General features: G+C 64.5%; 26 protein-coding genes and 1 tRNA gene. 9 read left to right on the forward strand and 18 right to left on the reverse strand.

The genetic code is table 11. From position 1 onward, the window contains the following. Positions 1-92 precede the first annotated feature (92 nt). Positions 93-422 carry a ferredoxin family protein gene (locus tag RLQ26_05565; protein MEQ9088192.1) on the forward strand — a complete coding sequence of 110 codons (330 nt, stop codon included), beginning with the start codon at positions 93-95 and terminating at the stop codon, positions 420-422. Between the two features lie 354 nt (positions 423-776). Beyond that, positions 777-1700, forward strand: a complete 924-nt coding sequence (locus RLQ26_05570) for a CarD family transcriptional regulator (GenBank protein MEQ9088193.1) — start codon at positions 777-779, stop codon at positions 1698-1700. Between the two features lie 84 nt (positions 1701-1784). On the opposite strand, the gene RLQ26_05575 is transcribed toward RLQ26_05570, so the two are convergent. Both RLQ26_05575 and RLQ26_05580 read right to left on the reverse strand, forming a co-directional pair. Beyond that, positions 1785-3296 (reverse strand): M48 family metalloprotease, encoded by a 1512-nt coding sequence (locus RLQ26_05575; protein MEQ9088194.1) that lies wholly within the window; start codon positions 3294-3296, stop codon positions 1785-1787. Continuing rightward, on the reverse strand, positions 3293-4234 hold the full coding sequence (locus RLQ26_05580; GenBank protein MEQ9088195.1) for a thermonuclease family protein: 942 nt from the start codon (positions 4232-4234) through the stop codon (positions 3293-3295). Before RLQ26_05580 ends, RLQ26_05575 begins: the two co-directional genes overlap by 4 nt. A 161-nt stretch (positions 4235-4395) precedes the next feature. On the opposite strand from RLQ26_05580, the gene pip reads away from it, so the two are divergent. Further along, on the forward strand, positions 4396-5370 hold the full coding sequence (gene pip / locus RLQ26_05585; protein MEQ9088196.1) for a prolyl aminopeptidase: 975 nt from the start codon (positions 4396-4398) through the stop codon (positions 5368-5370). A gap of 116 nt (positions 5371-5486) precedes the next feature. Next, on the forward strand, positions 5487-6092 hold the full coding sequence (locus tag RLQ26_05590) for an acyloxyacyl hydrolase (protein MEQ9088197.1): 606 nt from the start codon (positions 5487-5489) through the stop codon (positions 6090-6092). Here the strand turns inward: RLQ26_05590 and RLQ26_05595 are convergent. From RLQ26_05595 to RLQ26_05615, 5 genes are all read right to left on the reverse strand, one after another. After that, the gene (locus tag RLQ26_05595) at positions 6089-7003 is read right to left on the reverse strand and encodes a class I SAM-dependent methyltransferase (GenBank protein ID MEQ9088198.1); all 915 of its coding nucleotides are present in this window, start codon (positions 7001-7003) and stop codon (positions 6089-6091) included. The two genes, RLQ26_05590 and RLQ26_05595, sit on opposite strands and share 4 nt — an antisense overlap. Before the next feature lie 130 nt (positions 7004-7133). Beyond that, complete coding sequence (locus RLQ26_05600) at positions 7134-7661, reverse strand: hypothetical protein (GenBank protein MEQ9088199.1); 528 nt, start codon at positions 7659-7661, stop codon at positions 7134-7136. Positions 7662-7731: 70 nt separating this feature from the next. Further along, positions 7732-9339, reverse strand: a complete 1608-nt coding sequence (locus RLQ26_05605; GenBank protein MEQ9088200.1) for an AAA family ATPase — start codon at positions 9337-9339, stop codon at positions 7732-7734. A gap of 284 nt (positions 9340-9623) precedes the next feature. Further along, positions 9624-10217: a hypothetical protein gene (locus RLQ26_05610; protein MEQ9088201.1), complete on the reverse strand. Its 594-nt coding sequence runs from the start codon at positions 10215-10217 to the stop codon at positions 9624-9626. A 25-nt stretch (positions 10218-10242) separates the two neighbouring features. Then, positions 10243-10319 (reverse strand) — tRNA-Arg (locus tag RLQ26_05615). A gap of 317 nt (positions 10320-10636) precedes the next feature. Here RLQ26_05615 and RLQ26_05620 point away from each other — a divergent pair. Then, a complete protein-coding gene (locus RLQ26_05620) occupies positions 10637-11032 on the forward strand; it encodes a nuclear transport factor 2 family protein (GenBank protein ID MEQ9088202.1) in 396 nt (131 codons plus the stop codon). 333 nt (positions 11033-11365) lie between these two features. Continuing rightward, positions 11366-12154 carry a helix-turn-helix domain-containing protein gene (locus tag RLQ26_05625; GenBank protein ID MEQ9088203.1) on the forward strand — a complete coding sequence of 263 codons (789 nt, stop codon included), beginning with the start codon at positions 11366-11368 and terminating at the stop codon, positions 12152-12154. 20 nt (positions 12155-12174) lie between these two features. Here RLQ26_05625 and RLQ26_05630 read toward each other — a convergent pair whose 3' ends face one another. The 4 genes from RLQ26_05630 to RLQ26_05645 form a co-directional block, all read right to left on the reverse strand. Beyond that, positions 12175-12642, reverse strand: a complete 468-nt coding sequence (locus tag RLQ26_05630; GenBank protein ID MEQ9088204.1) for a nuclear transport factor 2 family protein — start codon at positions 12640-12642, stop codon at positions 12175-12177. A 44-nt stretch (positions 12643-12686) separates the two neighbouring features. Continuing rightward, complete coding sequence (locus RLQ26_05635; GenBank protein ID MEQ9088205.1) at positions 12687-14030, reverse strand: AmpG family muropeptide MFS transporter; 1344 nt, start codon at positions 14028-14030, stop codon at positions 12687-12689. Positions 14031-14095: 65 nt separating this feature from the next. Further along, positions 14096-15112 (reverse strand): metallophosphoesterase, encoded by a 1017-nt coding sequence (locus RLQ26_05640; protein MEQ9088206.1) that lies wholly within the window; start codon positions 15110-15112, stop codon positions 14096-14098. Next, entirely contained in the window at positions 15109-16383 is a 1275-nt protein-coding gene (locus RLQ26_05645; protein ID MEQ9088207.1) for a VanZ family protein, read from the reverse strand. Before RLQ26_05645 ends, RLQ26_05640 begins: the two co-directional genes overlap by 4 nt. Before the next feature lie 154 nt (positions 16384-16537). Here RLQ26_05645 and RLQ26_05650 point away from each other — a divergent pair, with 154 nt between their 5' ends. Genes RLQ26_05650 through ald form a run of 3 tightly spaced genes read left to right on the forward strand, consistent with a single transcriptional unit; the run spans position 16538 to position 20468 of the window. Continuing rightward, complete coding sequence (locus RLQ26_05650) at positions 16538-17008, forward strand: (2Fe-2S)-binding protein (GenBank protein ID MEQ9088208.1); 471 nt, start codon at positions 16538-16540, stop codon at positions 17006-17008. Next, on the forward strand, positions 17005-19314 hold the full coding sequence (locus tag RLQ26_05655; protein MEQ9088209.1) for a molybdopterin cofactor-binding domain-containing protein: 2310 nt from the start codon (positions 17005-17007) through the stop codon (positions 19312-19314). The genes RLQ26_05650 and RLQ26_05655 overlap by 4 nt, the downstream gene beginning before the upstream one ends. A gap of 44 nt (positions 19315-19358) precedes the next feature. Further along, positions 19359-20468 carry an alanine dehydrogenase gene (gene ald, locus RLQ26_05660; protein ID MEQ9088210.1) on the forward strand — a complete coding sequence of 370 codons (1110 nt, stop codon included), beginning with the start codon at positions 19359-19361 and terminating at the stop codon, positions 20466-20468. Here ald and RLQ26_05665 read toward each other — a convergent pair. From RLQ26_05665 to RLQ26_05695, 7 genes are all read right to left on the reverse strand, one after another. Next, positions 20465-21670 (reverse strand): aromatic ring-hydroxylating dioxygenase subunit alpha, encoded by a 1206-nt coding sequence (locus tag RLQ26_05665; GenBank protein MEQ9088211.1) that lies wholly within the window; start codon positions 21668-21670, stop codon positions 20465-20467. The genes ald and RLQ26_05665 overlap by 4 nt on opposite strands. Before the next feature lie 3 nt (positions 21671-21673). Next, the gene (locus RLQ26_05670; GenBank protein MEQ9088212.1) at positions 21674-22036 is read right to left on the reverse strand and encodes a hypothetical protein; all 363 of its coding nucleotides are present in this window, start codon (positions 22034-22036) and stop codon (positions 21674-21676) included. A gap of 11 nt (positions 22037-22047) precedes the next feature. Further along, on the reverse strand, positions 22048-23283 hold the full coding sequence (locus RLQ26_05675; protein ID MEQ9088213.1) for an aromatic ring-hydroxylating dioxygenase subunit alpha: 1236 nt from the start codon (positions 23281-23283) through the stop codon (positions 22048-22050). 114 nt (positions 23284-23397) lie between these two features. Continuing rightward, the gene (locus tag RLQ26_05680) at positions 23398-23991 is read right to left on the reverse strand and encodes a winged helix DNA-binding protein (GenBank protein ID MEQ9088214.1); all 594 of its coding nucleotides are present in this window, start codon (positions 23989-23991) and stop codon (positions 23398-23400) included. A 132-nt stretch (positions 23992-24123) separates the two neighbouring features. Then, complete coding sequence (locus RLQ26_05685) at positions 24124-24750, reverse strand: nucleotidyltransferase family protein (GenBank protein ID MEQ9088215.1); 627 nt, start codon at positions 24748-24750, stop codon at positions 24124-24126. Then, the gene (locus RLQ26_05690) at positions 24747-25448 is read right to left on the reverse strand and encodes an XdhC family protein (GenBank protein MEQ9088216.1); all 702 of its coding nucleotides are present in this window, start codon (positions 25446-25448) and stop codon (positions 24747-24749) included. The genes RLQ26_05685 and RLQ26_05690 overlap by 4 nt, the downstream gene beginning before the upstream one ends. Positions 25449-25454: 6 nt before the next feature. After that, on the reverse strand, positions 25455-25793 hold the full coding sequence (locus RLQ26_05695; GenBank protein MEQ9088217.1) for an XdhC family protein: 339 nt from the start codon (positions 25791-25793) through the stop codon (positions 25455-25457). Between the last annotated feature and the right edge of the window lie 24 nt (positions 25794-25817).

Raw genomic sequence — 25817 nt, forward strand, 5'->3', positions numbered from 1 at the left:
CGGGCACGCTAAGGACGTACCCTGATATATCCCGGTGCGCCCGGCGAGGTCGCGACCGGTAGCGTTGTTTGCGAAATTCTGGAGTTAATGCGATGGCTTACGTCGTTACTGAGGCATGCATCCGATGCAAGTTCACGGATTGCGTCGAAGTCTGCCCGGTCGATTGCTTCTATGAGGGTGAGAACATGCTCACCATCAACCCGGATGAGTGCATCGATTGCGGCGTCTGCGTGCCGGAATGCCCGGTCGAGGCGATCATGCCCGAAAGCGACGACGAGTCGGGCGAGTGGCTGGAGCTCAACCGCACCTATTCCGAGCAATGGCCCAATATCACCGCCAAGAAGGACCCGCTGCCGGACGCCAAGGAATGGGAAGGCAAATCGGGCAAAAAGGGCGAATTCAGCCCGAATCCGGCATCCTGAAGCTCCAGGCATCGTGATCCTGGGTGATTTTGGGCCGAAAACCCGCCTTTAGGGCGGAAAAACGGGCCAAAACACGGTAAATAAGCCGAAAACCCGTAGTTGGACGCAGATTCGGCCGCAAAAACTCCCGAGCCGGCGCCTGTTTCCAGGGCGCAGTGTTGTTTCGCTGTCCCCGCGGCGCCGGTTGTGATATATTGTGGCAACTTCAATTCAAAAATTCCGCTGTTCTCCCGGGGGCCTGGTCGCTGGGCGGGGGAACCTGCGTATTTGGCCTTGCCAGAGGCGCCAATGCGCCCGGCAAACGTGATTTCTCTCGAGACCGGACACTGGATAGGACACTGGATAGGACACTCAATGGCCAAGACAGCCGCAAAAAAGACGACAAAATCGACGAAATCGACGGCAAAACCCCGGGTATCCGGCAAGAAGGCGGCCCAGACCAAAGCCCGGACCCAAGCCCAGACTAAAGCCCAGACCCAAAAGACCCAGACCCAGAAGACCCAGGCCCGGACCCAATCCAAGACGCGCGCCGGGACGGCCCCGGGCGGGCGGGCACGGACATCGGGCACGGCGACGAGCCGCAAACCGTTGGCGAAGAAGGCCTCGAGCAAGACCACGCACCGGGCACCCGCAAAGACCCGGGCCAGGAGCTCGGCCAAAGCCGTCGGCACGACCCTGGCCACCCCGTCCGCCAAGCCCGAGGCGAAGAAGGCGTCGGCCGGAACGCTGGCCGGAACCGCCGCGAAGGCCGCGCCGAAAGCAGCCGGCAGGAAGGCCAAGGCACCGAGCTCGCCGTTTTCGCCGGGCGATTTTGTCGTCTATCCGACTCATGGGGTCGGCCGGGTCGTCGGGCTCGAGGAGCAGGAAATCGCCGGCGAGACCCTCGGCCTTATTGTCATCAGTTTTGAAAAGGACCGCATGACGCTGCGCGTTCCCCTCGACAAATCGAAGGAATCGGGATTGCGCAAGCTGTCGAGCAAGGACCGTATGGCCTCGGCCCTGACCACGCTCAAGGGACGGGCGCGCGTCAAGCGCACGATGTGGAGCCGCCGGGCGCAGGAATATGAAGCCAAGATCAACTCCGGCGACCCGGTGAGTATCGCCGAAGTGGTGCGCGATCTGTTCCGCAAGGAGGACCAGCCCGAACAGTCCTACAGCGAACGTCAGATCTATCAGGCGGCGCTGGACCGGCTGGCGCGCGAACTGGCCGCGATCGAGCGGATCGAGACCGATGCCGCCTCGGAAAAACTGGAGAACGTGCTGCGCAAGGCGGCCTGACATCGCGCCGACGCCCGGCTTTCGGAACCCCGGCCACGCGGCCGGGGTTTTCTTATGCCCGGGGCCGGCGGCCGGTCGTCAGAATCACTGGCGCACGGTCTTCAGCCATTGTCCGGGGCGGATCCCTTGGCCCGGCGTGAGCCCGTTCAGCGCCCGGAAGCGCTCTTCCTTGAAATCGTCGAACGGCATGGCGGCGGCAAGCGCGGCGACGCTGTCCGCGGCCGACGCCCGGAAAACATGCAGGCGAAGCGGCCGGACCGCAGCCGCCTCCTTGGCCGAGATCAGGCGGAAGCTGTGCGTCGTGCGCCGGAACTCCTCGGAAAACGAGGTCATGGCACCGGCTGGCGCAAGAAACAGGAAGCGGTAGATCGTTTGCACGTCCTTGCGGATCGCCACCAGCCGGGCCGCCATCTCGCCATCCGTGGTGTTGACGCTGGCCGCCGCCGTCGCCGCTTCCAGCCCGTTGATGGTGATGGTCTCCAGTCCGGTCAGGCTGGCCCCCGGCGCCCAGATTTCAGACAGGTAATAGGCCATCGGACCATCCACCGGCTCGGGCGCCATATCGAAAATGATCCGTGCCTTGTCGGGCCCCACGGCCAGCACCTGGCTTTCCGAATTGACCAGCCGAAAGCCCTTTGGCACGTCGAAGGTGAAACGCAGCTCCGGATGAATGAAACTGCGGTTGCGAATGACCCCCTGCTTCGGATCGGAACCGTAGATCATGCCGTCGATCTTCTTCATGTAGATGTCGGTCGCCAGCATGGGGTCCGCGACCGTCCGCTCGCCTGCCAGGCTGATCGCCTCGCTCACGCGGTCCTCGGTCCTGGGGTGGGTTGAGAAGAAGTCGATCCCGTCGGGCCGGCCCTCCTTGCCCGCGATCCTGTCCTCGAGGGCGCTGTGCATGCTGAGCGCATCCAGAAACGAGGCCATGGCGCCAGGGTCGTAGCCGGCGCGGCTCATGTAGCGCACCCCCAGCATATCGGCCTCGAATTCCTGATCGCGCGAAAAGCTCGTCAGGTACAGCCCCGCGCCCAGATTGGCGAGATCGGCAACCCCCCGATTGCCGGTTGCCGCCCCCGCGAGCACGGCGCCGATCTGAGCCACGACACTCTGGCTGTAGCGCTGAGCCGTGTGGCGGGCGGTGACATGGCCGATCTCGTGGCCCAGCACGCCCGCGAACTCGGCCTCGTTGCCGGCCAGCGTCATGAGGCCCCGCGTGGCATAGACATAGCCGCCCGGCAGGGCGAAAGCGTTGACCACATCCGTGTTGAGGATGGTCGCCTTGAAGGGTTCTTCGGGGGTTTCACTGGTCGCCACGAGCAGATCGACGATGCTTTGCGCGTAGCGCCGGATTTCCGGGTCCGCCACCTCACCGCCAAATTGCTTGAGGATCTTCGGATGCTCCTCGCGCCCGATCCGCACCTCGTCCGCCTTGGACATGAAGGGCGTGAAGCTGGGCTCGCCGGTCGCCGGGTTCGTCGTGCATCCGGCGAGAAGACCGGCCAGCAGGAACGCGAGCAGGAGCACCAGCGGGGCCCGTCCGGACATCCGGACGCGATCAGAAAACCGGGCAGCGCGATTGGCAAGTTTCGTCATTCGTCCAGAAGCTCCACCTGTTCGGGATGAGTGAGGTCAATCATCGGCCCGTTAAAATGGTGCACCCAGCCGCGCACGCGAACCCGCCGCCCGTCGAGGGATTCGGGCGCCAGCCCCGCGGCCTCGAAAAGCCGCACGGCCGGCCGGTCGAGCCGGACGGTAAAGTCGCTGCGCCAGTCGGGACCGAAATTAAGATAAACCGTGGAGCGCACCCGCGCCACGGCGCGCACCCGGCCGGTGACCAGATGAAACTCCCCGCGCTCGCCGGAATGGCGCGTGAAGGCGCGCGCCAGCGCCTCGGCCGGCCTTTCGGCATAGGCCCCGAGCGCCCAGAGCCCGCGGCCCGCCCGGCGCGCTTCGGCCTCGAGGGTGAGCAGGCGGCCGACCAGGGCGCGGTTATCGGCAAAACTGTAGACCCGGGCGAAACCGCCCGCGATCAGCGCCCCCTGCAACCAGGTACCATCGGCCAGCGTGGCATGGGCCAGCACGCGACCGTGGCGGTCTTCCGACAGGTCGCCACGGTAAAGCCGAAGCGGCTGGTCGGCCGCGAGGGCCACGAGGGCCGACCGGCTTTCCTCGGCGAAGGGCCAGGCGCGAAACTCCTGCCGGCCGAGCGCCAGCTTGGGCGCCTGGATACCGGTGAGCCGAAGCTGGCGGCCGTCGCCCAGTACCAGGGTATCGCCGTCGATGATGCCGCCGACGCGCGCCGGGCTGTCGCCATCGGGCGACAGGCGGGTCAGCCCCGCCTGGTCGGCCATCGCCTCGGTCAACCGCGCGCCCTCCGCGTCGGCCGCCACCAGCGGGACCGGCGCCAGTGCCGGTCCCGCCAGCCAGACGAGCAGCACGAGGACCGGGCGGTAACCCTGGCTCTGGAGCGCGCAGCGGGGTAGCGGACCAAACATGGGGCCGAACATGGGACCAAACATGGGACCAAACATGGGACCAAGCATAGGCCAGGCAGCGTGGCCGAAATATGATTGATCTCCGCGCCCGGACACCGTTCTGAACACCGTCCTGGGCCGCCGCCTTGCGGTCGGGCGCTGAACGGCTAAACTCCGGGTCCAACCGACAACGCCCCTGACCTTTGCCGCGAGTATACGTGTCCGAGCTTTTCCCGCCTCTCGAGCCCTTCGATAAGGGCATGCTGCCCCTCGATCCGCCACATGAGATGTATTGGGAACAATCGGGCAGGCCCGATGGAAGGCCGGTGGTCTTCCTGCATGGCGGGCCGGGCGCCGGGGCGGGCCCCATTCATCGCCGGTTTTTCGATCCGGACCACTACCGCATCGTGATCTTCGATCAGCGCGGCGCCGGGCGCTCGACCCCCCATGGCGAACTCGCGGCCAACGCCACGCCCGATCTGATCGCCGACATGGAAAAGCTGCGCGCCCATCTCGGGATCGAGCGCTGGATCGTCGCCGGCGGTTCGTGGGGCAGCACCTTGTCGCTGGCCTATGCCGAGGCCCACCCCGAACGCACCGCCGGGCTTATCCTGCGCGGCATTTTCCTGTGCCGTCCGTCGGAAATCGAGTGGTTCCTTTACGGCATGGGCACGATCTTTCCCGAGAACTGGGAGAAATTCGCGGGCTTCCTGCCCGAGGCCGAGCGGGGCGATCTGCTGCGCGCCTACCATCGCCGGCTGATCGATCCGGACCCCGGCGTCCACATGCCGGCCGCCCGCGCCTGGAGCCAGTACGAGGGCGCGTGCTCGACCCTGCGGCCGAGCCCGAGCACGGTCGCCGCCTTCGAGGGTGAGCGGCTGGCGCTGGGGCTGGCGCGGATCGAGGCGCATTACTTCGTCAACGACATCTTCATGGAGCCCGACGCGCTGCTTGCCCACGCCCATCGCCTCCAGGGCATTCCGGCCCATATCGTGCAGGGCCGCTATGATATCGTCTGTCCGATCATCAGCGCGGACGCGCTGGTGCGCGCCTGGCCTATTCGGGATCTGGCGGCTGGGGGGGCGCCGCTTACCTACACCATTGTGCCGGATGCCGGACATTCGGCGCTCGAACCCGGCATCCGGACGGCCCTGCTGCACGCGGCGGCCGATTTCAAATCGCTCGTCTATTAGACGCAGGGCGGAAACCGGCGCGCGGCGGGAATTGCCAAAACGATCCCAGGCCCTAAGATGCGGGCGGCCCGGTACGAGGAGACCGGCGCCGGGAAACGAGGAAGACGAGGCACGACATGATTCTGGCCCGAACCTTGGTCCTGAACCTGGCCCGAACCCTGGTCCCAACCCTGGGGAGGAGAGGCGCGGCCGCGCTGGCGGTCTGGGGCGTGCTCGTTCTGTCCGCGGGTGGCACCCTGGCCGACGACCGCGATTTCGATGACGCGTATCTTTGGGGCGCAAAGGCGGATGACCCGGATTATCTGAGCGTCGGCGCGGGCATGTTCGATGTCAACGACGACGAGGAGGCGGGCGAGTTTCGCCTCGAATATCGCTCGGACTACCGTTTCCTTTATTTTCTCAAGCCCTTCGTCGGGGTGAGTGCGACCACCGACCGCGCGGTCTACGGCTATTTCGGCGTGCTGGCCGATCTCTATTTCGGCAAGCGCATCGTGCTGACGCCGAGCGCGGCGGTAGGCGGCTACAGCGACGGCGACGGCAAGGATCTCGGCAGCACGATCGAGTTTCGCACCGGCGGCGAGATCGCCTGGCGCTTCGACGACCGCTCACGCCTGGGCGTGGCCTTCCATCACATCTCGAACGCCAATCTGGACGACGTGAATCCCGGGACCGAGATCGTCGTGCTCAATTACTCCCTGCCGTTCGATTCCCTGTTCCGCTAGGACCCGTTCCGCCGCGACAGCCCGAGCAGCGCGACGAGCGGCCGGGCCGCGACCTCGGCCCGGGGGCGGGTCAGATAAAACTCGGCATAGTAATGCCCGTCCGCCTCGAGCCCGGCGGGATCGATGCCGAGCCCCGAGAGCGTCTCGAGCGCGCCCGCCTTTTCCTCTTCCGAGGCGAAGGCGCGTTGCGGGAAGAATCGCCCCCTGAGTTTTTCCGTCACCAGGCCGAGCGTCGCGAAATAATCGGCGATCGCGTCGTAGGGAAACATGCGCAGCACGAAGGACGCGATCCATGGGCGGCGCGCCCGGGGGACCAGCTCGCGGAACGAGTTTTCGGTCACGTAGCCGACACAGCCCGTCGAGGTGACGAGATCCACTTCGCCCAGCAGCGCCGATGATCGGGGTGAAGGCGGGGCTTCTTCGAGGTTCTGCGTGATGCCGTCCTTCAGCAGCCCCACCCTGCATCCGTAATCGACGGCCTTTTTCGCGACATCCATGCCGATGACATTGACGTCCCGCACCGGGCGGCGGCCACGGAAGAACGCGGTGTCGGCGGCAACCACCTCGGACGCGCTTGCCCCACGGAGCCCGCCCGCCCGGTAGCGCTCGACCAGATCGCGGAAGGTCATGTCGTATTTCAGCATTGCCGCGTTGATGCCGTAGGAGCAGCCCATATCGGCGAGCGTCGGCCGGGCCAGCGCGCGCTGCTCGGCCAGCCCGTCGAGGATGCGGGCGAAGACCGGCTTGGCCTCGGTCGGGATGCGGTAGCCCAGCCCGCCGAGCTCGCCGTAATAGGCGCGCGGGTCGGCGCGGTCATAGATGCTGTCGAAATCCTCCTTGGCTTCGTTGAGCTCCTGGAAGGATCGGGTGTCGGCCAGATCGGCGGGCGAATCGGTTGGCGAAATGGTCATGGCAAAGAAATGGTCATGGCAAAATGGTCATGGGATCGAAGGCCTGATTGGGGTTCGATGGCGGGTGTGCCCGGGTTCTGTGGAGAGGCCCCAAGATGAGCCGGGCAGGCGGGCGAGTCAAACGAGCCGGTCAATTCCGCCGCAAGAGACTGAAAATGAGGAAAAACTGCCGGCGGCCCCGCCGAGCCAAGCGGCAGCGCGCGCTCGCACCCGGCGGTGCGGCGCTTCCGGGAGTTGCTTGCCGATGGCGCTGCCTGACGCGATCCGCTGGCTGGCGCGCGAGCGCCGCCGCGACCGTGCGAACCTGTCCGCCTTCCGAGTGTTGTTCGCCGCCCCGCACGACCTCGTCACCGGGCCGCTCGTGATGCCCGCGCCCGGACGGTTGGCACTGTCCCACCCCGCTGGGCTCGCCGCCGCCGAGGGCCATCGCGGCATCCACGCCGAGGAAGGGTTCGCCATCGCACAGACCGGCGCGCCCTTGGGCACGCTGTCGCCCTACCTCGTGGACCCGCTCGACGGCACGCACGTCGCTGATCACGACGCAGGTGGTGGTGTGAGCGCTACGAAGATTGTCCGGCACGGCAAGCCACGCGTCCCGACCGTCGAGCGTCCCTGCCTTAGGTGCACTCGACGGTTCCGCAGCGAGGGAGCGGACCATCGCACGTGCGACGGATGCCGGCAGAGGGCGGGAGACATGGGTCCGTTGAGCTGCATATCGGCAGTCCAAATTAGCCGAAAATATCTTTTCGAAGCTCTTGGTAGACGCCCATTTCCGGATTTATGAGCGGCGTCAGTGTTGATCTCATGAAAGCCTTGACATCATTTCCACCTCCAACGATCCCGAGACGTTTTTTCGCATGGGTATAAATCTCACCGGAAGCAGCTTTGAGATCATCTGCGGCTTTGCCACGCGCCTGTGCATTAGTTAACGCGGTGATCTTGTCACCCAAGAGATTGATGGCTTCCTCTGGTTTTCCATGCACTTCGCAGAGCTTCGTAAGCACTTCATCGTCAAACAAATAGCATTCCAAGTTTCGGCGCGACAGCACGCGCACACCTTGAGCGGTTTTGCTCGCAATGTCCTCCGGGGCGTGATCGTCCCGATCAATAAGCCGGACAACTTGAGTTCCCTGAACGAGAGATTGAAGAGCTTGAATTAAAGCAATTCGGTCATTCTCCACCTCGTGTGAGTTACCTGCGGAAATGAATTTCGTTTCAGGAAACTCAGCTTCAAAAATCCTTTCATAACATTCGCTATCCATTGAAGCGTTCTTGCCCGCGCCCGGCACTTTGGGCGCTCCCTCGCAAATGACGACGCGGTTTGGAGCAATGAGGGCAGCTAGGTCATCTAGCGCAACATTTAGGACTCGCTGCCAGAACGGCCTTGTTGGAGGTATTGGCTTAAGAACCTGAGTTTCATCGAAATCTTTATCACCAAAATCTACAAAAACGACAGTATCAGGGTGGGCTGCACTTAGATCACGGGCGCGCTTCATCATTCCGATAGAGTGCGTTGCTAGCCAAAGCTGGCAATTTTCGGGCACCAACCGATACAATTCTTCGAGCAACGCGCCCTGTAATCGAGTGTTCATGTGAGCCTCAGGCTCGTCAATGCAGAACACCGTATTGTTGAACTCGCGCCGCTTAATGATGAGATCAAGAATTAGATCGAACGCAGCTTTCTCGCCACCAGACAGATTCTTGTAGAGGAACCCCTTACTGGCCCCCTTATCGAATCTAAACGTTCCCTCTACAAGTGGATTACCTAAGCTGTTTAATATGAGATCTGGAAACAACCGCTTTATAGCGCTCTGAATCTCGCCAATCGTCTTATCCCTGAATTTGCCAATGGTCAGCGAGGGGTCTTCCTTTTCATAAACATCCTCTAGCCCCTGACTAGCCATTCTCTGATAGTTCTTCGCAACGGCAGCATCATTATCAATGAGCCGGCTGAATCGTTCTTCCTGAAGTAGGGGGGTGATTCGATGCAGATTTCCAATTTGAAACTCAGGGTCGTTTCGGTAGGCAGATCGGACATAAATTGCCTTACGCTTCTCGTCCTGATCCTGGGGTACCTCGCCGTAAAACTCGATTTCGATCGCCCTATTCCATCCCAGATTTTCGGGCGAGCCGACTTTGCTATGGTATGTTTCGTCCCATCCGCCAACCGCCTTCCAACCTTCTCGATGCCATGCATTGAGCGCATCGAAAAACGACGACTTACCGCTTCCATTCGGTCCGGCCATTATCACCAAGCGAGCGGACTCGGGGATATCTGTCACCGTAAGTTCGGTGAACCTTTTGAATTGCGTCAGTTTAACTTTCTTGATTTTCACGGCTTTAGCGGCACTCGCTGACGAAATCGGGCCGCAGTTGGTAACAAGCAGGCAAGCTTCCCAGCCAATTTATCTGCCCTTTTTGCGCCTGTCGGGCCGCTGCGTCAGCGCCGATGCGGCTGCTGACTTTTGAGCCTTGGTAGACTTAGGGTTCCGCAGCACTTTCGCTGCGGCCGACGCGGCAGGGGCACTCGTCACTTCCTTGTTTGGTTTCCTAGCCATATCACGACTCGCGCTGGTTGAAGACAACGTCGCTGCAACGCTAGCGAGTCGTATACTTGCTGTCAATATTTGCCGAGCACAAAACGAGAACCATACCAGATGTGGTAATTGCTGCGACTAATATCCGACGATGCACAAGGGGAATGGCATTTGGATACGCGAGTGCCCAAAGAGCGCATCAGCCACGGCGACGGTGTTGTCGTAGTCGTTCTGGTCACGTTCCTTCCGCCAGTCTTGTACCTGTAGGAGTTGGGGACGGTGAGGACCAGGTGCTGAAGGTCCACCATAACCAGCGCCTGGATCAGGTCGCGATATACCGCGTTGCCCATCCATGCCCGGCCCGCCTCGACCTCCAGGCCCGCGCGCCACTCGGGGTGCCAAGCGTCGATCTCGTACTGCAGGCTCGGCTGGGCGTTCTCTCCAAAGAAGACCGGGCGGCGTATCTTCTGCTCGGATCGCTTGCCCGCCTCGACCTGAAAGCCCAACTCGACCAGGTCTGGACGCAGCAGTGTCAGCACCTCGTCGCTCGTCAGGCCCTTCGCTGGATTGCGCGTTGAGATGTCAGCCTCGTGGCGCTCGAACACCGCGACCAGTTCCCGCAAGAATTCGGCGGGGCTCTCTGTGCGGGGGAACGTCGCGAACCTGATCGAAGACATCAAAAATGCGCCAGTAGAGGGAAATTGGCGCGCCCGGCAGGATTCGAACCTGCGACCCCCAGATTAGGAATCTGGTGCTCTATCCTGCTGAGCTACGGGCGCTCCGTCCGCCATCACGGTCCTCAACCACGGTCCGCGCGGCGATCATCGACTCAACACGTACGTCAACACAACAACTTGGCCCCCGAAGGTCGGCCGTTTAGGAATCTCGTGCTCTATCCTGCTGAGCTACGGGGACCCGGGGGTCTGTATAGCAGGCGGGGGCCGGCGGGCGCCAGATGGGGGCCGCCGGCACTGGTACTGGTACTGGCACTGGCACTGGCACTGGCACTGGCACTGGCACTGGCAGGGCGGCGGACGTGACTCGGGGGCGGGAAGTTTCTAGGCTTGGCGCCAGCCACGTCTTAGCGGAGGAAACGATGAGCCGGCATGCGCGCAGCCCCGAAGAGATCCAGACGCTTTTTATCGCCGCCATCGGCAATCACGACCTCGACGGGCTGATGGCGCTTTACGACGAAGACGCGGTGATGGTCCCCTCGCCCGGCGCGGCGCCGGTGCGGGGGCTGGCCCTGATCCGCGAGGCCCTCGCCGGTCTCCTCGCGCTCGAGCCGGAGGACGCAGCGCTCGAGACCATCTATTGCCTCCGGCATGACGAGCTGGCGCTGATGCGCTCGGCCTGGCGGTTCACCGGCACCGGACCCGACGGCCGGCGGAGCCTGATCTCGGGAAGCGGCACCGAGGTCATGCGCCGCCTGCCGGACGGGCGCTGGGTGCAGATCCTCGACAACCCCTGGGGCGGCGATCCGCTTTCCTGAGATTCTTTCCGAATTATTTGACCGTACGTTCTATGAACGCAGAGTTCTCGGCCCGTATGGCCCGGCGCGCGCGACACTGGCGCGCGGAAATTTGATCCAGATCAAAAAATTCACAAATTCCGCCCGCCTGATTCCGCCGGGCTGCTCGAGGATTTCTCCGGAAGGGGTGTTCATCCGAAGGGGTAAATGCGCGGATGGTCTACCTCCGATAGGGAATTCGACAAGTTTCTGACCGGATTGACTCGCAGGAGTCGCAAAATGGGTGTTAATTTAGAAATACAACAAGTTCCGGTTGCGGCCGGCCCCCCAACCGCAGATCGAAGGAACCTTGAAATGCCTAACCGCGTGCAGACCACGCGCCACGAACCCCCGCGGAAAATCGGGCCGCCATTTGGTGACATCAATTATGTGAATGGCCGCGCCGCGCGCACGCGGGACCGCTGCCGACGATGCGAAGTCTCCGCAAATTGCGTACTTGCCTCGGGCGATTTCCAGGCCTTCGAGCGATTTCTCCCCAAAATGGACCAGATCCTGCTCGAGCGCGATCAGGTCCTCTATCTCGAGGGCGACCCCGCACGCCATGTCCACGCCATTTCGGAAGGCGCGCTCAAGCTTTACAAGACGCTGCGCGACGGGCGTAACCAGGTCGTCGGCTTCGCCTTTCCGGGCGACTTCGTCGATTTCCCCTTTGGCGAATTGCACGACGTCAACGCCGAGGCGGTCATCGCCACGCGGGTCTGCCGCCTGCCGCGCTCGGAATTGCACCAGCTCTGCGAGCGTTCACCACGGCTCGAGGAAAAATTCCGCGAGATCGCCGTGCACGAGATCACTTTCGCTCACGGGCAGATGCTGCTTCTGGGACGCAAGACGGCGAGCGAGCGGATCGCGAGCTTCCTTCTGATGATGAGTGGGGTCAGCCGCCGGCTCGGGAATGGCGCCGACGGCATCTTCATCCCCATGGCGCGTGTCGATATCGCGGATTATCTGGGACTGACGGTCGAGACCGTGAGTCGCACGCTGTCGCGCATGAAATCCGACCGGCTGATCGATATTCCCGACATTCATCACGTGACGCTGTGCGACATCGAGGCCATCAACGACCTGGCCGAGGGCGAGGACTGATTTTGCGCCGCCGCCGGGCCCTAACGCCCGGCCCGCCTTGCCGCCTCGGGCAGATCGAGCGGATAACCCTCACCCGCGTAATCGAACCCGCCGATTTCATGTTTCGCCACACCGTCATGGGTGGGGCAGGCGTAATAGGCCCTGATCTCGGTAATCAGGCCCCGGTCATCGAATTTGTACCATTCATCGCCGCGCAGCACCTGGCTCTGCTTCGGCTTGAAGTGGGTCCACTCGATCACGGCCTCGCGCGCCGCCTCGTCGATCGCCATGCGGTCGATCGTCCACCACGAGCCGAGCACCTCGACACAATGCAGCCAGAGATCGGCGATCGCCCGCGCCCCCCGGGCGGCGCCGAACGGGCTGCCGCCGGGAAAGTAATGCACGGCGTCGGGCGTGAAGAAGCTCATGATCTTGGCGTGATCGGCCTCGTTGCACCCGTCGAAATAGGCACGGATCGCCCGTTCCATCTGTTCGCGGCCCAGCGTCATCGTTACCTCCCCCCGGGGCTTTCCCGCACCCGGCCTGTCGCGCGCTAGCGCGCCGCCCGCCCGTGCACCTGCCGGTCCATCGACAGATGGCGCATCATCCAGAGCAACAATAACAGCCCCGGCAAGGCGACGAAGGTCGAAATGATGAAAAAACTCGTCCAGTCAGTCTGATCAGCGACATAGCCGCTGACCGCCGACAGCATGGTGCGCCCGGTCGCCATCAGCGACGTGAGAAGGGCGAATTGCGTGCCCGTGAACTTGCGGTTGGCCAGAAGCGACAGATAGGCCACGAAAGCGGCCGAGCCGAGACCGCCCGAGAAATTCTCGATCCCGATGGTGAAGAACAGGAGCCAGACCTCAGCCCCGACATGGGCCTGCAGGGCGAACATCAGGTTGGAGAACATCTGAAGGATGCCGCAGCCAAGAAGGCTCTTGAGCACGCCGTATCGCACGACCACGAGGCTGCCGAGAAACACGCCGGCGAGAGAGGCGGCGACGCCAAAGATCTTGCTGACGGATGCGATCTCGGATTTCGTGAAACCGATCAGCACGTAAAAGGGATTGGCCATGACCCCGGCGAAGGCATCGCCAAGTTTGTAGAGCAGCACGAAGCCGAGCACGATGAGGGCGGTCCCGAGCCCGTTGCGCGAGACGAACTCCGCGAACGGGGCGATGAGTGTCTCGCGAAACCAGGAGCCTATTTCGATTCCACCGGTTGTGCCGTCGGCCCGCGCGAGAATGGCGCGGTCGTCATCGGGCACAGGGGCCAGCAGGGTCGCCAGCATGCCCACGAGGACAAGCAGCGCCATAAGCGCATAGACGATCGACCAGTCTTCCAGCCAGTCGGCCAGGTAGAGAGCGCCCGCGCCCGCGGCAATCAGCCCGATGCGATATCCGGCCTGAGTCATGGCGACGCCCGGCGCCTGTTGCGCCTCGTCGAGGATTTCGATGCGGTAGGCATCGATCACGATATCCTGGCTGGCCGAGAAGAACGCCACCACCAGCGTCAGCGCCGCGGTAACCAGCGGGCTGGCCAGGGGGTCCGTGAGGCCGAGCGCGGCAATCGCGGCCAGCAGCAGGCCCTGGATCACCAGCATCCAGCCGCGCCGCCGGCCGAGCCGGGCCGTCAGCCAGGGAAGCGGGACGCGGTCCACGATGGGCGCCCAGAGGAACTTGAAATTATAGGGCGTGCCGACAAAGGCGAAGAGGCCGATGGTGGTGAGCGCCACGCCGAGTTCGGCCATCCAGATACTGAGCGTGCCGCCGGTGAGCAACAGCGGCAAGCCGCTCGCGAAACCCATGACGAAGACGAATAGCAGCCGGGGGGAGCTGTAGACGCGAAGCGTGCGCTGCCAGGAACGGACCGGCCGGGCGGAAAGATCAGTCATGGTGCGCGTCCGGCGTCCCGCTCGGGGACAGGAAATTGCGAGAAGGTCAAATGCTGGTCCGCCGCCTATTGATCAACGGGCCGCTGCGCCTGCCAGCCATAGGTGACATAGCGCCAGCGCACATCGTCGCCGTCAAGATCGAAGACGCAGAAGCCTTCGGGTGTCCCGTGCCAGCTGCCCCGCCACCACTTGCCGCAGATCGCACCGCCGGTCACAAAATGTGTCGATCGCCATTTCAGGCTTTCCAGCACATGCAGATGTCCCTGAAGCACAAGAATAAGGTTGTGCCCCGCGAAGGCATCGAGCACGTCGCGGTTATTGACCACCACGCGGTTGGCCGGCATTTCCGCCTCGTTGCCTTCGGTCACCTGGTAGAAGGCGGTCGCGAGCGGCATATGGGTGACCGCGATAACCGCCGTGCCCGGCGCCAGGCGCGACAGGTCATCGCGCAACCAGTCGAGCTGCGCCGCGTCGACGAAGCCGCGATATTGCAGATCGCCCCCGACCACCTCCATCGGATCGAGCACGACGAAATGATAGCCGCCCGCATCGAAGGCATAATAGGTGCGCGCCAGACCCAGCCTGGCGCGATAAACCGCGCGCGGGTCGGCCGCCGCCGGCCGGCCGTCCTCGGGGTTGGCGGCAACCAGATCGTGGTTGCCGATAGCGGGAAAATTCTCCGCCCCGAGAGCGTGGTGAAATTTCAAATAAGCATCCCAGCGCGGCGCGACAAAGTCGGCATGGTTCTGAAAACCGTCGGTGATGAAATCGCCGCCGCCGATGACGATCTCGGGCGATTCCCGCCGGATCGCGCCGCCCGCCATGTCGAGGGCGCGGGGCGTGTCGAATTCGATACGGGTGTGGCAATCCGTGTAAAAGACGAAATGCAGCTTCGGTCGTGCGCCGCGTGCCACGGGAGGCGCCCCGGGGGACGCAATGGGGGACGCACCGGGGGACGCAATGGGGGACGCCGCCGCGGCTGGTCGCGGCCGGAACAGAGCGCCCGGCAGCGCCAGAGCGCCGGCCGTCGCGCCGAGCTGCGCCAGAAACCGCCGGCGTGTCCCGCCCCCGGTGATGCTCATGTGATCTTCCCCCGGTTCTGCCGCCGCCCGGCCAGCCGCTCGCCGGCCAGCAAAACAAGAAACACAAGCCCGAGCGCGCCCAGGAGTTCCCGTTCACCCGCCCAGGTGATCAGGGTCGAGCCGGCGGCGCTCGTATAAGGCCGGCCCGGATCCTGGGCGTCGTCGAGGAGTTTAGCCGTCCCTGCATCCAGCCGTGAACCGGTTTCGGCCAGCGTCTCCGGATAAAGGGCCTGGAGGATGGCATCTTCCCGGGCGGCGACGAAAAGGAGAGCCTCGCGATCCCCCGGCTCGGGCGCGGCCAGGGCGGCGGCGAGGTAGCGGTCGCGGCGAAAGAGATGCACGCGAAACTGATACAGGAACGGATCGATGCCGGGCGAGTGGGTTGCCAGAAAGCGCGTGTAATCCTCTTCCGCGCCAAGTGCCGCCATCGCCCGGGCCGCATCGCCGGCCCGCGCGCGATCCGCCTCGATCAGCGCCTGGCGGGAGAGACGCGACCGCACCCGGCCGGTGCCCGGTATCTCGATCATGCGCCCGTATTCGCCGAGCGCATCGGTGCCGTCGGTGAGAGCGCTCAGCCCCGGCAGCGTGTCCCCGAGCGCCTGCAGCCGCACCGGCGTGGCCGCCAGCACGAGTGCCAGCCCCGCCGTCGCCGCCATGCTCCAGCGCGCGAGGCGGCGCCAGGAAGCGGCGTCCGGCCGGCGCGACAGACTGTCGGGGCGCACGGCCAGCCCGTAGCCCAGAAGCGCAAGCGCGCCCCCCAGGAAATTCAGCCAGATATCGCGCAGATCCCAGAAGCGCTGAGGCAGCACCCATTGCACCAGCTCATCGCCAAACCCCACGAGCCCGGCCAGGAGAGCGGCCAGCGGATAGGCGCTGAGATTGCGAAGGCGATGACTGAGCGCCCGCAGGATCAGGAGCGCCAGGACGCCGTATTGCGCGAGATGGAGGGATTCGACAGGACTCGCATCGAGCGAGAAGGCGAGCGCCGCGAAGGCCAGGACGATCAGCGGCAGAAACAACAGGTGGCGCGCCATGAGGCGGCGCTGCCGCGCAAGTCCGATGGCCAGCGCCGTGACCAGGACGACAGCCAGTAGCGTAACCAGCCAGGCGAAGAGATCTTCGGCCCGGGCGCCTCGCCAGCCGGCCGCAGCGGCGAGGACGGTGTCCTGCAACTGACGGGCCACCGGAATTGTCAGATAGATGACAACGCCCCATCCCCCGGCCAGCAGCCAGGAGGTTCGGGGCGAAGAGGCGGGAGGCAGATGCAGCATGGATGGCAGGCCGGATCGGACAGGCGGGGCGGGCGGGGCGCGCGCCAGCCTATCCCACCCGGCCCGGTGGGGAAAGCGACCCCGGACCGGGCGGGGGGCCGAAATTTGACGGTGACGTTGGATCGCCCGCCCGTGACCTGATATTATCCGGACCATGGCGAAAATCGCATTTGTCCTGAATGGCGAGGAGGTCGCGCCCGAGGTCGCGCCGGATACGCCATTGCTCTGGGTGCTGCGCGACGCGCTCGGGCTGACAGGCACCAAATACGGTTGTGGCATCGCGGATTGCGGGGCCTGCACCATACATGTCGACGGGGAAGCGAGGCGATCCTGCGTGCTGCCGATCTCGGCCGTCGAGAACGCCACTGTCACCACCATCGAGGGCATCGGGAAGGGAGGCGCGGGCGACGGCGCGCATCCGCTTCAAGCCGCCTGGGTCTCGGCCCAGGTCCCGCAATGCGGCTATTGCCAATCGGGCATGATCATGGCCGCGGCCGCGCTTTTGCAGGAGAACCCCCAGCCGAGCGATGCGGAGATCGACGACGCGATAACGAATATCTGCCGCTGCGGCACCTATGGACGGATCCGGAAGGCCATCCATCTCGCCGCGGAAGGTGCCGAATGAGGGACCGCGAAGCGTCCACCGGCAAACTCGCCACAGGCAAATTCGCGGCCGAAGGAATCACCCGTCGGCGCGTCCTCGTCTCGGCCGCGGTCGCGGGCGGCGGCCTTCTCGTGGGCCTGCCGATGATCGCGCGCGCCGCCGGCGCCGATCATCCCTTTGCGGCAAGCGCCAGACAGGGCGAGCATGTCTTCAACCCCTGGATCAAGATTTCGGCGGCCGGTGACGTCACGATCGCGGTGCCCCGTGTCGAGATGGGCCAGGGGGTCTATACGTCCCTGCCGCTGCTCGCGGCCGAGGAGTTGGACGCGGACTGGGCGCGCGTGCATTTCGTCCAGGCGCCGGTGGACAACGTCTATGCCAATGTGACGCTGTTCATGGAAGCGATCCGCTTCCGCCCGGAAGGCGAGGGTATCCTGGCCGACGCCGTGCGCTGGGCGACGCAAAAAGTCGCCCGGGCGCTGGGAATTCAGGGAACCGGCGGCAGCACCAGCATTCGCGAGGCTTACGATCCGATGCGCCGTGTGGGGGCGGCCACGCGCGAGATGCTGATCGCCGCGGCGGCGCGACGCTGGGAAGTCCCGCGGGCCGAGTGCCGGGCGGAGAAGGGCACGGTCACCCATGGCGCGACGGGCCGGCGACTTGGCTTCGGCGAGCTGGCAGCGGATGCGGCGCTGACCGATCCGCCGGAACATGTGCGACTCAAGGAGCCGGCCGAGTGGCAATTGATCGGCAGTGATGTGCCCCGTCTGGACCTGCGAGAGAAAACCGACGGACAGGCGATTTTCGCACCCGATATACAGGGAGACGGCATGGTCTATGGCGCGGTCCGTACCGCGCCGCGCTTCGGCGCCAAACTCAAATCCTTCGACAAGAGCGCCATCGCGGGCAAGCCCGGGTTTATCGATGTGGTGGAAATCCCGCGCGGCATCGCGGTCGTCGCCGACAACACCTGGCGCGCCAGCCAGCTCCTCGCGGCACTGCCGGTGATCTGGGATGACACGGGCGCACTCGAGATGTCGAGCGACGAAATTTTCGAGAGCCACGACCGCGCTATCGCCAGCGGTGACGCGCATGTCTTTACCGACAGGGGCGACGCGCCCGACCAACTGGCCGGCGCGGGGACGGCAAATGTGTTCAGCGCCACCTATCGGCTGCCCTATCTTGCCCATGCCTGCATGGAGCCGATGAATGCGACGGCGCTCTATGCCGACGGGGCACTGACACTCTGGACCGGCAATCAGAACCCGAACCTGATGCGCAACGCGGCCGCCGACGAGATCGACATCGATGCCGACCGGGTGACCGTCGAAACCCCGTTTCTCGGCGGCGGGTTCGGCCGGCGGTCCGAGCCCGACGCGGCGCGCCAGGCCGCGCGGGTGGCGAAGGCGCTGGCCGGGCGGCCGGTCAAGCTGTTCTGGGACCGGGAAGAGGATATGCGTCACGATACCTATCGCCCGGCCGGAACCTGCCGCATGACGGCCCGTCTCGACGGGGACGGGCGGCCCGTCGCCTGGCATCATCGCAGCGCCGGCCAATCGGTGCTGGCCGATTACATGAGCCGGATCCGTCCGGGCGCCCCGCTGCCCACCGCCGATGCGACCCAGGTCGAGGGGGCCGAAGACATCGCTTACGCCATCCCCCATATCCGGGTGGAACATGTGACGACCGAACCGCTCGTGCCGGTGGGCTGGTGGCGGAGCGTGGGGAACTCGCTGAACGCGTTTTTTGTCGAGAGTTTCATCGACGAGCTGGCCCATAACGCGGGGGCCGACCCCTATGAATATCGCCGCGCCCTTCTCGCGGACCGGCCCCGTGATCGCGCGGTTCTCGATCTGGTGGCGAAAAAATCCGGCTGGGGCGATAAACCGCCCCCCGGACGCGGGCGCGGGCTGGCCGTGCACAAATCCTACGAGAGCTACGTGGCCCAGGTCGTGGAGATCTCGGTGACGGATGGCGAGATACGGTTGCACAAGGTGACCTGTGCCGTCGATTGCGGCACCGTCGTCCATCCCGACACGGTGGTGGCCCAGATGGAGAGCGCCGTCACCTTTGGCGCGACGGCAGCGCTTTTTGGTCGCATCACGATCGATCAGGGAAGGGTTGTCGAAGGCAATTTTCCCGATTATGACATGATCCGCATGGAGACAATGCCGGAAATCGACGTCCATCTCGCGCCGACCGGGGGCGATCCGGGCGGCATCGGCGAGGCCGGGACCCCGGCGATCGCGCCCGCGATCGCCAACGCGGTCTTCGCGCTTACCGGCAAACGCGTGCGGGAGCTGCCGTTCGCCATCGCGGACATCTAGCGCCGACAACCCTTTCACCACCAACCGTCGAGGAGTGCCGTTTCATGCGGATCGGTCTGCCTAAGGAAATCAAGACTCACGAATACCGGGTAGCCATTCTGCCCGATGGCGTGCGCGCGCTGATCGCGGACGGCCACGAGGTCTTCGTCGAAACCGGCGCCGGCGCGGGCGCCGGCTACGAGGACGGGACCTATACCGAGGCCGGCGCGACCATCTGCGCCGATGCGGGGGCGGTCTTCGAGGCGGCTGAAATGATCGTCAAGGTCAAGGAACCCCAGGAGGGCGAGATCGCCCGCCTCGGCCCGCGACATGTGCTTTTCACCTATCTTCACCTGGCGGCCGATCGCAGCCTGACGGAAAATCTGATGCGTTCGGGCTGCACCGCCGTCGCCTACGAGACGATCACAAGCCCGGCCGGCAACCTGCCGCTTCTGGCACCGATGAGCGCGATCGCCGGGCGCCTTTCGGTGCAGGCCGGGATCCGGTTCCTCGAAAAGCCGGAAGGCGGCCCCGGCATCCTCCTGGGTGGCATCGCGGGTGTCCGGCCGGCCAAGGTGGTCGTGATCGGCAGCGGCGTCGTCGGCAAGAACGCCATAGATGTGGCCGTTGGGCTTGGCGCGTCGGTCGTCGTGATCGACATGTCCTTCGACCGGCTGGCCGAGTTGCAACAGCGCTACGGCGGCCGCGTGGTGACCCGCCACTCATCGCCTTCGGTGGTGAAGGAGGAATGCGCGGACGCCAACCTTATCGTGGGCGCGGCCCTCGTGCCGGGCGCGGCGGCCCCGCGGATCGTCACGCGCGAAATGCTGCGCGGCATCAATCCGGACGCGTTGCTGGTCGATGTGTCCATCGATCAGGGTGGCTGCTTCGAAACGAGCCGGCCCACCACCCACGCCGCCCCCATCATGGAGGCCGAAGGGCGTCGACATTACGCGGTCGCCAACATGCCGGGCGCGGTGCCCCGCACTGCCTCACACGCGCTGTGCGAGGCCAGTCTGCCTTACGTCCTGCGTCTGGCGAAGGACGGGGTAGAGGGCGCGATGACGCGAGACCGGCATTTTCAGAACGGGCTTAACGTGCAGAAGGGCGCGCTGACGCTCAAGCCGGTGGCTGATCTTTTCGGCCTGGACTATACGCCCGCTTTCGCCGCCTAGGCCTCGACGGCGGCCCGCACCTGGTTGTGGAAATGACGGACGATGTGCTCCTCGTCCGAAAGGTGGAAATGCGTCTTGGCACCCGATGAGATCACTGACTGGATCTTTTCGTGCGTGAACGCGTCTTCCATCAGCGTGTCCCTGATGCCGCATTTGCCGAATTCCTGGGCGAAGACCTGCCCGGCGTTCTGCGGCTCCGGATAATACAGGCGGATTTCCCAGACTGACCGGTCCACTGCCTCCGGCCATATGTTGTAGGTGAAATACGTCCCTTCCAGCAGGCCGATGAAAAAATTCGGGAAGATGAAATAAAGGTCGAATGCGCCGTGCCATTTCGGCCCGCGCCGTTCGCCGTCCTCCCCGCGCTTGACCGAGAAGGCGTCGAAACTGTTGGAGCCGAAGCGGCCGGCGATCTGTGTCGTCTTCGACGGTTTGTATCCCTCGGGCGGACTCGAGGAGACGACGCCGTGGGGGCCGTAGGCGATCAGCGCCGCGTGGCGGAAATCCTGCTGAGCCGTCGCCGCCGATTTGGCCAGCGTCTTGTCGTGCAGATAGGGCAGGTGCCAGCCTTCCTGCTGCGCCTCGCAGAGCGTCTTCCAGTTGACGTTTTCCCGGGGGCGGTAGGTATAGCGCCCGCGCATGGCGTCGAACGGGTAACCGTCGATGGTGGGCGTGACCGGTGCCATAAATTCGGCGAGGCCCTGTTTCGGGGTATCGGCGAGGTTGACGAAGATGAAGCCCTGCCAGACGTCGGTGTGAACCGGAGTCAGGCCATTCGCGGATTTGTCGATATCGAAGAAGCTTCCCTCATCCGATATGTGGACCAGCCGACCCCTGTCGTCATAGACCCAGCCGTGGAATTTGCAGGTAAATCCGCCCCGGCACCTGCCCTTTTCGTGCCAGGCCACGGGATTGCCGCGATGGGCGCACATATTGTGAAATCCGCGGATTTGGCCGTCCTTGCCACGGACGATCAGGATGGAAGTATGCGCCACACGCAGGTCGCGGACGAGATAATCGCCCGGCTCCGGCATTTCCTCGACGCGGCCCATGTTGATCCAGCCCGCGCGGAAAATCTTTTCCCGCTCGGCCTCGAAAAAATCGGGCGAGACATAGGCGTCCAGACCGACCGGGGCCGTTCCCTGGCCCGGGTCCTTGCGATGCCAGGTGCGCGGCGCCCCGCTGGAAAGCTGTCCGTCCATATCCTATTCCTCCCTTACCCTCTCGCCCGACAGATCGTGCACGGGCACGAACCGCTCGATCGGCATGCCGTACGGGTGCTCCGGTGACTCGAACAACTCGACCGCGTTCGCCGCTTCGGGCAGGGCGAGGGCGAGATCGAGCAGCACCTTGTCGGCACCCGCGATCTTGTCGAGTGGCTTTTCATTGAGATAGTCGAGCACAGCGTCGATGCGCGCGTGCATCGCATCGTAGAAGGCGCGGATTTCCGCCAGGGAGCTGGAGAGCCTTTGGCGATGACGCCCGCGTTCGGTCGGCTCGGCCCAGTCGAGAAAGGGGCTCAGATCCTCGAAGGCGGTGGGCAGGACTCTTTCGGTCGGTGCCGCCATGTCCGCGCCTCCTATTCGGCCGCCCGTTTCATGCCGGAAAGGTCGTCGCCATAGGATTTGTACCGCTTGACCAGCCAGCGATTGAACTGGGAGAGGGTTTCCTCCTTGGGCGCATACCGGGTCCGCCCGGCGAAGCGCGAGCGCAGCCCCTTATGGGTCAGTGTATTGGCGACCGTATCCTGGTCGTTGAAGACCGAGACACCTTCGACCGTGGCCCCGAAACGCATGTCGAAATCGGGCAGCCGCATGGTTTCCTTCGGCACCAGGGCACCCACCTGCAGCGTGAGGCTGTTGGCGCCTTGCGGGCAGATCACATAGAAAAATACGCAATCCGGCTGCGCGCCGAAGAACAGATTGGGCGCAACGGTGGCGAACATCACGCGCTTGCGCTCTTTTTCCGTCAGCGTCTTGATCACCGGCATCAGACATTTATTGGCGATATTGAAGCCGCCATCGAGCTCGACGAATCCGGTCGGGTGATAGATCGCGCCATCGTCGTCCTCGAGCCATTCATCAAAACTGGCGAGCCGCGACGGCGCGAAGTCGTGCGGACCCTTGTGCAGGTACCAGGTGTGATAGGGCTCGATCGCGTTTTCCTGCATGAACTTCCAGTTCCACGGATTGTCGGCCCACTCGACAAGGGGCGGCGTCACGAGATCGGCCAGATGGTGGTTTTCCACCTCCTTCGAGAGCCTCTTCAGCCGGGAAGCGAGCGGCCTGGCCTGGCCGTCCATGTTCATGAAAATGAAGCCGTTCCAGACTTCTGTCCTGATCTGCGGCAAACAGGCCTTCTTCTGCAATTCCTCGAAAGGCAGCGTCGCATCCATTTCCGGCGCGCTGACCAGTTCGCCGTCGACATTGTAGCTCCAGCCATGGAACGGACAGGTAAAGACATCCGTATTGCCGCGCGCCTCGCCCAGCACATGGCCGCGATGGGCGCAAACGGCAGACATGACACGCACCTCGCCGTCCTTGCCGCGCAGGACCAGCAGCGGGTCGTCATTCATGGTGATCGAATAATAGTCGCCCGGCTTGGGGATGAGACTGTGATGGCCGAGACACACCCAATCGCGATCGAAGATCGCACGCTTCTCGAACTCGAACCATTCTTCCGAAGTATAGCAGTCGGGTGGAAGCGAAATGGCCTTGTCCACGCCCTGCGCCGAGGGGTCGAGCGCGGCGAGGATTTCCCGCAGGTGCGGCGTCAGCGGCAAATCGGGCAAGGGTGTTGCCTTGGTCTCGGTCATGGGATCCCTCCTCGTCGAGTGCGCGAAATTCAATGATGGACGCTCGAAACTGGACTTGTAAAGTTATCCTGTAACTTATCTGATAATTTTTCAACCCATGGCGGCCGGGGGGTCTCAGCCGGCCTTTTTCTGCGCCCGGCCCACCAGATCGACGCTTGCCACGTGGGAGCGGTTCAGGGCGATCCGCCGGGCCCCCTGATCATAGAGGCCCGTCATCACCATGAGCCGGCTCATGGTATCGCCCAATACCGCCTCGGGCACGCCCAGCCCGTCGAGCAGGTCCACCAGCACCTCGCGACGAAGCTGGGCGTAGTGGTCCGTCGCATCGCGCCCGCGTTCGGTCACTTCATAGGCCGTCTGGCGCTGCGCCACGCCCGGGACCTTTCGGACCAGCCCGGCCCGTTCCAGCTTTCGCAGCCCGTACTGGACATTGGCCTGATCCTCGCGATGGAGGAATTTTGCGATTTGCGAGACGCTTTTTGGCATATCGCGGAACCGCACCACCTGCAGGACCGAGATATCGGACCAGGTAAGCTCCTCCCCGCTGATATAGGCGTTCAGCTCGCTGACCCAGCGGCGGAACGATTCCGCCACGTGGTGCAGGGCAAACTCGAAGTCGGTGAGCGCTGCCTCCGCATCGCTGCCCGAAAGATGGGAATCCCGGTGCAGCGACAGCAGGGAGGCCTCTTCGCTCGGCGCATCCGCCATGGGTGGTCCTTTCAAACAAATCCGGTCAAACAAATCCGGTCAAACGGCACAGGGCAAGAAACGGGGCATCGCCGCGCCCTGCCCGATCATGCCATAAAACCCGCCACGGGGCGCAAGCGGGCGGCGCTTTTGTCATCCAAAATCGGATGGCCGGTCCAGGTCACGCAAAATACCGGCGCCGCGGCCCGGAATTTCCACTATTTCCGCCCCGTGAGCCTCGAGAATGGGCCGGGCACCCCGGTCCCCCGCAAGCCCGGCGAATTCGGCCGACAGGCGGCAGGGGAACAAAACCGGATGTCCCCGCCGGCCGGCATACACCGGTATGACGATGGGCGCGGGCGAGGTCTGGCGGAAAACCGCCATCATCTCCGCCAGAACCCCGCTGTCGATGAAGGGCATGTCGCCGAGACAAAGGAAGAACGCCTCGAGGCCCCTGTCGCGCCGGCAGAGCGCCGCCACGCCCGCCTTCAGCGAATGGGCCATGCCCTTGCCGTGGTCGGGAGCGTGAACGAAGGCGACGTCCAGCCCGGCCAGGGCCTCCTCGATCCGCGCCGCCTGATATCCCGTCACCACCATGACCGGGCCCGGCACCGCCGCCTGGACACCCTCGACGACCTGCCGGATCAGGGGCCTGCCACCGAGCCGGGCGAGCAGCTTGTTCTCCCCGCCCGTCTCTGCCGCAAAACGGCGCGAAGATCCGGCCGCGAGGATCAGGGCGCCGAACTGCCCGGTCGGCCCGGCGCTGTCCGGCGGACTCACGCGATCCCCGTGCGCAGCACCTTGACCGCCTCGGCCAGAATGGCGACGGCGATTTCGGCCGGCGTCACGGCGCCGAGCGGAAGCCCGACGGGGCCATGAATGCGGCCGATTTCAGCATCGCTGAAGCCAAGCCGCGCGAGGCGTTTGTTGCGCGAGACGGCCGAACGCCGGCTGCCCAGCGCGCCGATATAGAAGGCCGGGCTGCGGAGCGCCGCCGCGAGCGCCGGCTCGTCCAGCTTGGGATCATGGGTCAGGGTGATGACCGCGGTGCGGCTGTCGGGGGCCAGCCCGGGCAGGACCGTCTCCGCCCATTCGGTAAGGATGCGGGTCTCGGGGAACCGCTCGGGCGTGGCGAAGGCCGTGCGGGGATCGATCAGCGTCACATCGAAACCGGCCAGCCGGGCCATCGGGACCAGCGCCTGGGCGATATGTACCGCGCCGACGACGATCATGCGCAGGGCCGGGCCGTAGACCTGCAGAAAAAACGCGCCCTCGCCGGTTTCGACATGCCGGTTCTCGCGCGTTGCCTGGGCCGTCTCGGCCGAGCTCACGACGTCATCCGACAACACGAGATCCCCGGCGACCCGCGCGCCGCCCTCGATCACCGCCTGCGCGCCCGAGGCGAGATCCGTGACAAGCACCACCTCTCGGCCTTCGCGCGCCGCCCGGTCGAGAAGCTCGAGGATCGCCAGCTTCATCGCCGTCTAATCCACCGGCTCGACGAAAACACGGATGCGCCCGCCGCAGGGCAGGCCCACCTCGAAGGCCTCGTTGGCCGCGACGCCGAAGCTGAGGAGCCTGGCTTGACCGGTGCGGATGACCTCGCGCGCTTCGGTAATGACGGCGGCCTCGACGCAGCCGCCCGAGACCGAGCCGTGGAACCGCCCGTCATCCGCCACGGCAAGCTGGCTGCCCAGCGGCCGGGGCGAAGACCCCCAGGTCTGGATCACCGTGGCCAGGGCGACGCCACGGCCGGCGCGGCGCCAGGCACCTGCCACCGCCAGCGCGTCCTCGTCAAAAAAGTCTCTCTCCCTTGCGCTCATCCTCGACTCCGCCCTGTGCCGGTC

Source organism: Alphaproteobacteria bacterium (genome assembly GCA_040220875.1).
Classification (GTDB): domain Bacteria; phylum Pseudomonadota; class Alphaproteobacteria; order JAVJVX01; family JAVJVX01; genus JAVJVX01.